Here is a 10,096-nt window from a genome sequence, read left to right on the forward strand (position 1 = left end):
ACGAAAGAGGGTTTATTTCTCTGATAAACATCATATGAAATTCTAATTAACTCATAATTTTGCCTGGAATATCATTCCACTATGTATTTGTGTAATTAATTCTGTCTAACTACTTAAGAATATTTACTTAAGCATAAATTTTTCTTAATACCCTGAGACAAAAAGTAAAAATTAAGTAATAACTGGGTAGTGCAAGTTTCCTGAAACACAACTGCAGGCGGCGAGTAGAAAATACTTGCGCCGCACCAGCAACCAGCAGTCAAGTGGGTTCTGCACAAAGGAACCAATAGCACCAGCAATAGTGTCTAAATAAGTATCTGCAGTTGAGTGTTCAGGAGCGATCGCGCATTGTGTAAAGTGAGGCAGAGGGCGTATGATGAAAAGAATCTCCAAAAATAAACTTCAAAAAAATAAACACCGAGACCAAAAGCAGCCCAATCCTGTAATCTTGGCTTTGGTGCTGACAGGAATTCTGGTATGGGAAATGTATCCGGCGCTAAGACACACCGCTGCGGCTAACGCGGGCGCCCTCAAAGATTCCCTTGCCCAGTTGGAAAGGCAACAGCAGCAAACCGCGCAGCAATTTTCCTCAGCCGCGGTGCCCCAAACAATCAGCTATTCGGTATTGGCACTTAATACACTCACTTCCGAACCGGGGAATTTAGCCGAGGGTACGCGCAAAAATCCCCCGAAGCAATTGCCCGCAACCGTAGCAGAAGCAGTTCGCCGAGAGTTGTCGGGCTCCACTGGCATTGCTGCTGACAAGTTGAAAGTAACGGAATCAAGCGGACAAAGTTGGCCGAATACTTGTTTAGGACTCTCGAAAGCGGATGAAATTTGCGGTCAAATGATTGTCGAAGGTTGGCGGGTTGTGGTTTCTGATGGTAGGCAAACTTGGGTTTACCGCACTAATGCTAGGGGAAATATCTTGCGTTTGGAAAAAAAGTTAGTTAAGTAAATGTACCCCTGGGAAATGAAATATAAGTTTCCTTTTGGAACAGGCATCTTGCCTGTTCCAAAAAGAGTGAATTTTCTTGTGGGAAGTTTCTTGTGGGCTTATTGGAACAGGCAAGATGCCTGTTCCACAAAGAGTGAGTTTTTTCTGGGTGGTTTCTTGTGAGGAGTAGGGGTTGGGCTTCTAGCCTGCCCTTGGCTTAATTTGGGAGTTGGTTTCTTTCGATGATGCCGCCGCCCAACAGCACGTCTCCGTCATACCAAACGGCCGCTTGTCCGGGGGTAATGCTCAACTGCGGTTCGTCAAAAATCAACTTAACTCTTGTACCGCCGGCTTTTTCCTCTGCTTGAGATGGTTCCACAGGAATAATTGTAGCGGGGACGGGTTGCGATCGATATCGAATCTGTACCTGAGCCCGAATCGGAGCCATGGGCGCAGCCACAGAAACCCAATTCACTTTCTGGACTGTACATTCAGATTCTACTGCCAACTGTCGATCGCCCACAATTACCCGATTGCCAGCAGCATCAAGTTCAATCACGTATAGCGGTTCCGGTGCAGCAATCCCTAGTCCCTTCCGCTGGCCGATTGTGTAGTGATGCACGCCGTCATGCTGCCCGAGCACCCGCCCTGACTTGTCGACAATGTCACCCTTTTGCGGCGCAATGTACTTATCCAGAAAAGCCCGCATCGAACCGTTACTTTCCACCAAGCACAAATCCTGACTTTCCGGCTTATCAGCAGTTGTCAAGCCAAATTCCGCCGCAATTCTGCGAGTTTCTGTCTTGGTAATTTCCCCCAAAGGAAATTCCGTACCCGCCAACAAATCCTGTGTTAAATCATACAAGAAATAAGACTGATCTTTTGCAGGGTCGATCGCCCGCAGCAACTGATAGTGACCCGTATCAGCATTGTAAGTAATCCGAGCGTAGTGGCCTGTAGCGATTTTTTCAATTCCGAGTTCTTCGCGAGCATACTTAAGCATTGGCCCGAACTTCACAGTTTTATTGCACTGCGAACAAGGCAGAGGTGTAACTCCTGCACTGTAACCCTCCACCAAATAATCGACAATACTTGCCTGAAAAACATCGCGGCTGTCAACAATGTGGTGGGGAACGCCCAAATCTTCGCAAATTTTAGCTGCATCGACCATTCCCTCAGAGCAGCACTGACCTTTGCCCTTCATCAACCACAGCGTTAAACCCACCACTTCATATCCCTGATGGTGTAAAATTGCGGCTGCTGCGGAACTATCGACCCCGCCGGAGAGGCCTACAACAATCTTGTTCATGATTCTGAGAGAAATTGCTATTTTACTGTGAGTTAGTTCGATCGAGCTAATTTATTATACCACAAGTATACTACAACCTGCCACTGCTGCTGTTAGCTGAAATTTTAGCACTAATATGACTATTCAAAAATTTGTTGTCACCGCCGACCAAATGCGGCAAATAGAAACCAGAATCTTTGCTGCTGGAATGCCAGTCGCAGCTTTAATGGAAAAAGTCGCGGGACTGATTGCTCTACGCATTCAGGAGCTTTTGAAAGTGGAAGGAAGTTCGGCAACTAGCAATGTACGGGATTTAACGGATAAAAGGAAAAGGGAAGAAGGGAAAAATCTTGTTAATTCTCAATTGCCAGTTATCGGCGTATTGGTTGGGCCCGGGCACAACGGCGGCGATGCTTTGGTTGTGGCGCGTGAATTGCATTTTCAAGGTTTCCAAGTAGTTATTTACTGCCCGTTTTCTAAACTAAAAGAACTAACAAAAAATCACGCTGATTATGCCCGCTCTTTAAATATTTCATTTCTTGATAAAATTGAAAATCTGAAAAACTGTACTTTGCTCGTTGATGGTTTATTTGGCTTTGGATTAGAACGAGAAATTACTAACCACACAGCAGCCGCGATTGACGAAATAAATAATTTAAATATACCCATTTTAAGTATAGACATTCCATCGGGAATTCATACAGATACCGGAGAAGTTTTGGGAACGGCAATTCGGGCCAAACATACATTATGTTTGGGTTTGTGGAAAATGGCATTTCTGCAAGATAGAGCGTTAGAATATATCGGGAGTTCCGAATTAATTGATTTTGATATTCCCGCAGCAGATATTGCAGCAATATTGGGTGAAACGCCAGGAATACAACGCATTACACAAGCCTCGGCTAGTCAGCATTTGCCGTTACCCCGATCGCCAATTTCGCACAAATACACCAACGGTCACTTACTAATTATTGCAGGTTCCCGCCGCTACAGCGGAGCCGCAATTTTGGCAGCATTAGGAGCAAGAGCAAGCGGCATCGGAATGCTGTCAATTGCTGTTCCTGAGTCGATTAAACCGATGTTGAGCAGCCAGTTGCCAGAGGCATTAGTTATAGGATGTCCCGAAACCCAAAGCGGTGCAATTAGCGAGTTGCCAGTAGCAATTGATTTGGGAACTTATGATGCGATCGCCGCAGGGCCAGGTCTGACATTGGAAGCGGCAATAGCTGTAGAATCTGTACTGGAGAGCGATCGACCTCTCGTGTTAGATGCTGACGGTTTAAATATCCTCGCTCAACTCGGCACAGTCCCGATTTTGTCCGAACGCTCAGCACTGACAATTATCACGCCTCACCCTGGCGAATTCAAGCGTTTATTTCCCGACTTAGCCGATCGAACGGGCGAGGATCGAATTGCCGCAACTCAAGCCGCAGCTCAGCTTTGCGGTGCAACGATATTGCTCAAGGGAGCGAGAGTTTGCATAAGTTGGAAGGATGAGGAAGATTCCCTACCGGATAGCTACGCTTCACGTAGCATCACCTACCTCAATCCCGAAAGCACCCCAGCCCTCGCCAGAGGCGGCAGTGGCGACGTTCTCACAGGCTTGTTAGGGGGACTATTAGCAACTGTGATCGCCCGCAAATCCCCCCCCCAATCAGTTGCAGCAACAGCAGCTTGGTGGCACGCTCAAGCCGGAATCCTGGCGGCCAAAGAACGGACGGAATTAGGAGTAGATGCCTTTACTTTGACACAGTATTTAATTCCAGCTTTGCGAGAGTTTGCGGAGTAAACAATCAATAGTAATGGGTAGGGTGCGTACCCCGCATCTTTGTATTGGGTAGGTGTCCACCGCGCACCTTACCCCTTGGTTTGTAGTGACGACAGAAGTCCTCATAAAAATATTACAACTTGCATTCCTGACGACAAACCCACGGGTAACTCAAACGAGTGACACTCACATGAGTGACACTCCAAAAAGTGACTGTGCATCCACAAATCCCACCAGTTATACCTGAAATATCAAAGACAAAAACTTAAATGTTGAGAGGAACCACATTATGTATACCGAAGAAAGAAGCTTGAACAATGAAACTATGGCTCTTGTCGCCGATACTACTGCTCAATCAAGTCTGGCATTTGCTGAAACCACTGGAGTAAACAAACCCACTTTACAAATGGGTTCAACAGGTCAAGCTGTCAAGGAACTACAACAGCTTCTATATCATTGGGCATATTATTTCGGGCCGATTGACGGTATTTTCGGCGTCCAAGTTCAAAACGCCGTCAAAGGTTATCAACACCGCGTCTTTTTAATTGAAGATGGGATTGTCGGTTCCCTGACTTGGCAAGCACTATACTCTGGTGCACCTGTGAATATGCCGACCCTCATGAAGGGCAGTTCTGGCAATGCTGTTAAAATTGTTCAGAATGTCTTGAAAATCAATGGATACTATTTCGGCTTCATTGACGGATTATTCGGGCCGATGACAGATGTAGCAGTGCGACAATTGCAAATTAGCGTGGCTTTACCCCAAGATGGTATTGTCGGCTACAGAACTTGGCACGCCCTCAGCAAGTTACCGCACTAATGACTGGTTGGATTCACTTTATGTGATGACAAAAAATCGGTAGCTCAATTAGGGATTTAGGCTTTGCCTAAGTCCCTAATTATCGTTAAGGGTAAGGCAGCGCGCGGGAAGGGCGATCGCAAATTTTGTTACCGTTCCCGGCGATGAAAAATATGCTCAACTTCCCCGTGTTTTTTTGTTACTATATCGTAGGAAATTGGGACTCACAAGCCGGTTTATTTCCCTTCAGCTTTATTTATAAATAGTTTCACTCATAAAAATATGAGTGCGATACTTACCTAAAAAGACTTAGGTATAGGAGGCTTATTCCCGGTTTCTACGAAAAATTCCACGTTTAGTAACGAGAAATCTAGGAATCAACCGGGTTTTTAAGCCAAGCGCGCGCAAGTCACTAACTAGCCTTTGATGAACTTTTCTAATTTGTGAGCCATCTTCTCGACAATTCCCTCTGAAGTATCTGCAGCCGATGATTCAGCTTCAATACGCTTGACCACATCCTCTGAAAGATTCAGCAACTTCACTAATTTGTGATAAGCTGCGGCTTCTTCAGCGTTAATTTTGGGTTCATCGGGAGTGCGAGAACTAGAAGAAATCACTTCATAGCCGAGTTGCAGGACTAATTCCCTTTCATCTTGAGTTTCTAGTTGACCGATCAACTCATCAAGGGGAATATTTTGCATGATGTAATCCCGCAGTTCTTGTTGCATTTGTTGTCCGTCGGTATCTGGGGCAAACAAACGACAAAAGCGATCGAGCATTAAATTAACTTCTTCGGTAGCGAGTTCGCCGTCTGCCCATGCCATAAAAGCAACAATTCTCAGCAGATTCATCTGGCGGGGGGTAATTGATGGAGGAGGTGGGGTTTGCATAATCAAAATTGGTAATTGGGAATTGGGAGTTCAGCTTGATTCCTTCTAGTTTTTTCTTTCCGGTTCCCCTTCATTTATGTCACAATTTTGATAGAGGAACTCCCAGCCATCCAGTAAAGTTTTGTTTCTGAATAGTAGTGGGCTTTTCCACAGGCACGATAGAGTAACGGTCAGGCAGGGGCGGCGCGAGAGTCACACGACGAGTCCGCAGTTCGTCTTGGTGAAAAACTGTCACATCTATTGTGTCCCCCGGCTGATAATCTTTAAGCCTCTCGCCTGCTTGTTCTGAATTTACCCGAAAACCTTCGATCGCCAGCAACTCGTCCCCAGCGTCAATTCCCGCCAATTGTGCCGGAGAGCCTATTTCGACAAATTTAACCATTTCCCGCCCGTTTTCGGCTCCCAACGTCCAACCGATGCGAGGCGTTTTGTCAGTTTCATCTACCCAAATTTGCAGCCCGAAAGGTTCGAGATATTTGTTGTAAGGTAACTCTTCTGTACCGTCTATATAGCGCGCGAAAAAGTCGCTCAAATCGATGCCGGCGACGGACTCGATCGCACTTTGCAACTCTTCGGGAGTAAAGCCTATTTCTGCGGGCAGCGAAGCAGAATTTAACTTTCCGTTTGATGTCAAATGCGCCGACTTGCCGTCTGTTTCCGACTTCAGGTCAAAATCGCCATTTTCAGCCGAATTAGCCTTGCCAAACTGCTGCCACATTAAACGCATCACATCGTCCAGAGATCGCTCATTGCCGTGTCTGGCTCGAATCAACAAATCGAGCAAAAATGAAACTACTTCCCCTTTCAAATAATAGGAAATCTGTGAATTGTCGCTGTTAGAATCCCGGCGATAAAGTTTAATCCAAGCATCCCAGCTCGACTCACTCAGAGGCTGCACGTTCCGCCCCGGAGTCGTCTGTAAGCGAGTAATTTCCTTAGCCATACCTTGGAAAAAACCTTTGATGCTGTAGAGACCCGCTCGAAAAGGAATCACCAAATCGTAATAACTGGTAGTGCCTTCAGAGAACCATAAAGAAGGAGTATAATTCTCTTTTTCGTAATCAAATACCTCGAGAGCTTTCGGTCGAATGCGCTTGACATTCCACAGGTGAAAAAACTCGTGAGCCACCAACTGAATAAAGCGTTCATACTTTTCCTTAGCCCGAAAACCAAAACGCGGATAGTTGAGAGTGCAACTCTCCTTGTGTTCCAAACCGCCAAAACCAGAACTGGACAAATGCAGGAAAAACACATAGCGTTCGTAAGGTAAACCGCCGAACATTTTTGCCTCGATTTCGATCACTTTTTGGATGTCTCGAATCGCCCGTTCCGGTTCTAAATTGCCTTTTCCCCAAACAACTAGCTGGTGGGGTTTTCCCATCACTTCAAACTCGTACACTTCGTGATAGCCAATCTCAAAAGGACTGTCTACTAGAGTGTCAAAATCCACAGCAGCGAAAGTAAGATTTTGGCCAGAAACAGGTGGCAAAGTAGTAACGGTGCGCCATTGGGGCTGCGGTGGCACAACCTTCACCGTGTAGCAGTTGCGCTCAAAACCGGGCAAGAAAAAGCACAAAGCCGCCGGATTGAAATAACCGTGAGTCGAGTCTAAATGATTGGTTCGCACTGTCAGTTCGTTGGCAAAAATGCGGTAGAAAACCGTGACATCTGACACCGAATTTGTCTCGATTTGCCAGTGATTTTTACTGAGCTTGCGCCAAGGTAAAGCTTGATCGCCGGATAGCGAGCTAAAATCTTGCAGGTGGCGGGCGTACTCTCGAACCAAGTAAGAACCGGGAGTCCAGACAGGCATTTTTAAATCCAGAACCGGCTCCGACCAACCTTGCACGCGCAAAGTTACTTCAAAGAGATGGGATTCAGGATTGGGCATCGCCACCGAATATTGAATTGTCGGTGCTGTTAATTGCACCTGACGGTGGCCGGCAGCGGACGAGGTATCCTCATAAGTAACATCAGTCATTGACTTGCCAAATTAATCAAGTGCTTGAGGTTGATCAAATGGATAGTTTCGCGGTCTGGATCGATTTTGATCCAACCTTTACTATCGAGTTTTTCCATAATTTTGCTGGTTTCATCTAGGGTGATATCTGTCACATCAGCTAAGTCTTCATAAGGAATATTGAAGATATCTTTGCCCTCAGCAGTTTTCTGACCGTAGTTTTCTGCCAGCTCGACTAAAGTATTTGCTAGTTTAACCGCTGGCTGGCGGTTTCGGAGTTGATAGCGGAGATTGGTTTGGCGGAGTCGCCGTACCATCAGTTGCAGCATCCGGTGGTGCAATTGCGGATCTTTAAACAGGGTTTGGATAAATCGCTGAGCTGTGACGCTGAGCAGCCGCACGGGCGATAGAGCAAGCACGTCATTCGATCGGGGAGATTCGTCCAGAATGGCCATTTCGCCGAAGAAGGCACCCCGTCCTAAAATAGCCATTGATACAGCTCGATCGTTTGACAAGCGGCGGACTTTTACCCAGCCAGACACGACAAAGTAAATCGCGTTGCCCCAAGAATCCTCCATCACCACAGCTCGGCCGGGGGGATACTCATGCTTGACCGCATTTGATAGCAGCCCTCCCAAGGTTTCTGGGTTAGCACCCTTAAATAGAGGGAATAGCTCACTGAAAGCTTCTGTCTTCATGCAAACTCGCGGAGGTGGGAAATATGATTAGGCGACACCCAACAGCTAGGGAACGATCGATGTTTGGGAACACAAACAATCTGTTGCTCCTTTAATTGATGATAAGGGTGCAGAGGCCCGGTTCACGTAAAATCGGCAGATTCTTTAATCTTAAACGGGTTTACAAGCCGACCACTGCCTGTTGAACTTTACCCAACAGAGGTTCTATGTATTCCGGCCAGCCGATCGCGATTGACTGTATGTGGGCCAGAGTCTCCGGCTCGATCGCATCTTTAGTCCACCTCAGCGGTTGACCTTGCAAGTCGCAACAAACCAATCCGGCTGCTTTTGCTAAAGCCAGAGGGCCGACGGTATCCCACACTTTAACTCTGCCGTTGAGATAGAGGTACAAACCGGCTCTACCGAAGATAACTTCCATCACTTTTAAGCCAAAGCTGCCCAGCGAGTAAAATTCGGCTCCGGGGATGCTTTGGGCGATCGCCCTGGCGTAGTTTTTCTGGTCTTTGTCCCCGAGAATAATTTTACAATTTTCCGCTGTCGGAGCCGGGGGTTTGCATAGCGAGATCGGCTGCGGCGCTTGGGTTCCCACAGTTTGGAACAATCCCCAATCTTTGCCGCCAAAATACATTTGGTCAAAAGCCGGGGCGTAGAGCCAGCCGGCCACAGGTTCGTCCTCAAGCAGCAGCCCCACCATCGAAGCGTAGTGTAGTTTTCCCCGAATAAATTCTTCTGTCCCGTCCAGGGGATCGATGCACCAGAGGCGCTGGTAATTAGCCCCGTAAGCTGCTCTGGAGGAGCTGTTTTCCTCAGTGATCCAGCCGTCTTCAGGAAACAAAGCGCTAAATGCTGCCGATAGTTGTCGGTCTAGGTATTGATCAATACTCGTCACGTAGTCGTTGGGCCCTTTCTCTGAAACTTCAAAAGGTTCGGCTGCTAGCTTGTAAGCTTCTTGACCGCTCTCGCGCAGGGTGTAGCGAATTTTTTTGTCTTGCTCTGGAGAAATATACATGAGGTTAAACATAAATTTTTTAGCTAACTTCAGCATAAAAGCTTAAGTCCTTGGAATCGATGGAATCGATCGGCCTGTGTCACTGTTTTTGATTCGTACAGGATTTGCGTGCGGGTGTCGATCAACCCGGTTTCCTAAACATCAGCACCGTTTGCGGTAAAAATTAGCGGTTTTTCTCAAGATGCTAAGGCTTTATCGCAAGCTTTCCCCGATACTATGCCAGAAAATATGTCCCGCAAGTTCTACGAATGGCCGGATTTAGTGCAGCTTTACCGCGATGCAGACGTAATTGCAGTTTGTTTGGTAGACAATAAATATGCTGCTGGAGTGCAGGTTTTGCTGGAAGCCATGGCCTGCAAGCGGCCGGTCGTCATTACTCGGACTCAAGGTATCGTCGATTATTTAGCGGCCCCGCATATTGCCAAAGTCGTAGATGTGGGAGAGGCAGAAGGTTTGCGCGAGGCGATCGTCCGTCCATTTGCTAAAAAATCCTCAAGAAGCTGAATCTCAAGTGCAGCGGGGCTACGAAATGGTTGTGAACCAGCATAGCAGCGAACTTTATATCGATGTTTTGGTCGAGAAATTGCGATCGCTTTAATAAAAATGTATGGTGCGCCGAGGCGCACCATACATCACGCCCGGAGGATGCACAATGCACACCTTACTGATATATAGCCTTTCTCAGAAAGATGAGGTACAATAACAGCAGTGTGTAAACCAGTTAAAAATATTTGATGATGTAACTTG

Annotated in this window: 9 protein-coding genes; 4 read left to right on the top strand and 5 right to left on the bottom strand. The window is 46.7% G+C overall.

Translation table 11 applies throughout. The features are described from left to right. Positions 1 to 373 precede the first annotated feature (373 nt). Entirely contained in the window at positions 374 to 958 is a 585-nt protein-coding gene (locus QUA24_RS25915) for a hypothetical protein (protein WP_333083064.1), read from the top strand. Between the two features lie 196 nt (positions 959 to 1,154). Here the strand turns inward: QUA24_RS25915 and mnmA are convergent, their stop codons facing one another. Next, positions 1,155 to 2,246 carry a tRNA 2-thiouridine(34) synthase MnmA gene (mnmA, locus tag QUA24_RS25920; protein WP_333233191.1) on the bottom strand — a complete coding sequence of 364 codons (1,092 nt, stop codon included), beginning with the start codon at positions 2,244 to 2,246 and terminating at the stop codon, positions 1,155 to 1,157. Between the two features lie 115 nt (positions 2,247 to 2,361). On the opposite strand from mnmA, the gene QUA24_RS25925 reads away from it, so the two are divergent. Beyond that, positions 2,362 to 4,014 (top strand): NAD(P)H-hydrate dehydratase, encoded by a 1,653-nt coding sequence (locus QUA24_RS25925; RefSeq protein ID WP_333233192.1) that lies wholly within the window; start codon positions 2,362 to 2,364, stop codon positions 4,012 to 4,014. Positions 4,015 to 4,282: 268 nt separating this feature from the next. Further along, positions 4,283 to 4,813 carry a peptidoglycan-binding protein gene (locus QUA24_RS25930; protein WP_333210187.1) on the top strand — a complete coding sequence of 177 codons (531 nt, stop codon included), beginning with the start codon at positions 4,283 to 4,285 and terminating at the stop codon, positions 4,811 to 4,813. Positions 4,814 to 5,208: 395 nt separating this feature from the next. Here the strand turns inward: QUA24_RS25930 and QUA24_RS25935 are convergent, their stop codons facing one another. The 4 genes from QUA24_RS25935 to QUA24_RS25950 form a co-directional block, all read right to left on the bottom strand. Then, entirely contained in the window at positions 5,209 to 5,682 is a 474-nt protein-coding gene (locus QUA24_RS25935) for a TerB family tellurite resistance protein (RefSeq protein WP_333233194.1), read from the bottom strand. A 79-nt stretch (positions 5,683 to 5,761) separates the two neighbouring features. After that, positions 5,762 to 7,663 carry a M61 family metallopeptidase gene (locus tag QUA24_RS25940; protein ID WP_333233196.1) on the bottom strand — a complete coding sequence of 634 codons (1,902 nt, stop codon included), beginning with the start codon at positions 7,661 to 7,663 and terminating at the stop codon, positions 5,762 to 5,764. Continuing rightward, complete coding sequence (locus QUA24_RS25945) at positions 7,660 to 8,340, bottom strand: Crp/Fnr family transcriptional regulator (RefSeq protein WP_333233197.1); 681 nt, start codon at positions 8,338 to 8,340, stop codon at positions 7,660 to 7,662. Before QUA24_RS25945 ends, QUA24_RS25940 begins: the two co-directional genes overlap by 4 nt. A 160-nt stretch (positions 8,341 to 8,500) precedes the next feature. Then, positions 8,501 to 9,361 (bottom strand): inositol monophosphatase family protein, encoded by an 861-nt coding sequence (locus QUA24_RS25950; RefSeq protein WP_333233200.1) that lies wholly within the window; start codon positions 9,359 to 9,361, stop codon positions 8,501 to 8,503. A gap of 204 nt (positions 9,362 to 9,565) precedes the next feature. Here QUA24_RS25950 and QUA24_RS25955 point away from each other — a divergent pair, with 204 nt between their 5' ends. Then, positions 9,566 to 9,853: a glycosyltransferase gene (locus tag QUA24_RS25955; RefSeq protein WP_333233202.1), complete on the top strand. Its 288-nt coding sequence runs from the start codon at positions 9,566 to 9,568 to the stop codon at positions 9,851 to 9,853. Positions 9,854 to 10,096 lie beyond the last annotated feature (243 nt).

The organism is Microcoleus sp. Pol12B5 (assembly GCF_036701335.1).
Taxonomy (GTDB): Bacteria; Cyanobacteriota; Cyanobacteriia; order Cyanobacteriales; family Microcoleaceae; genus Microcoleus.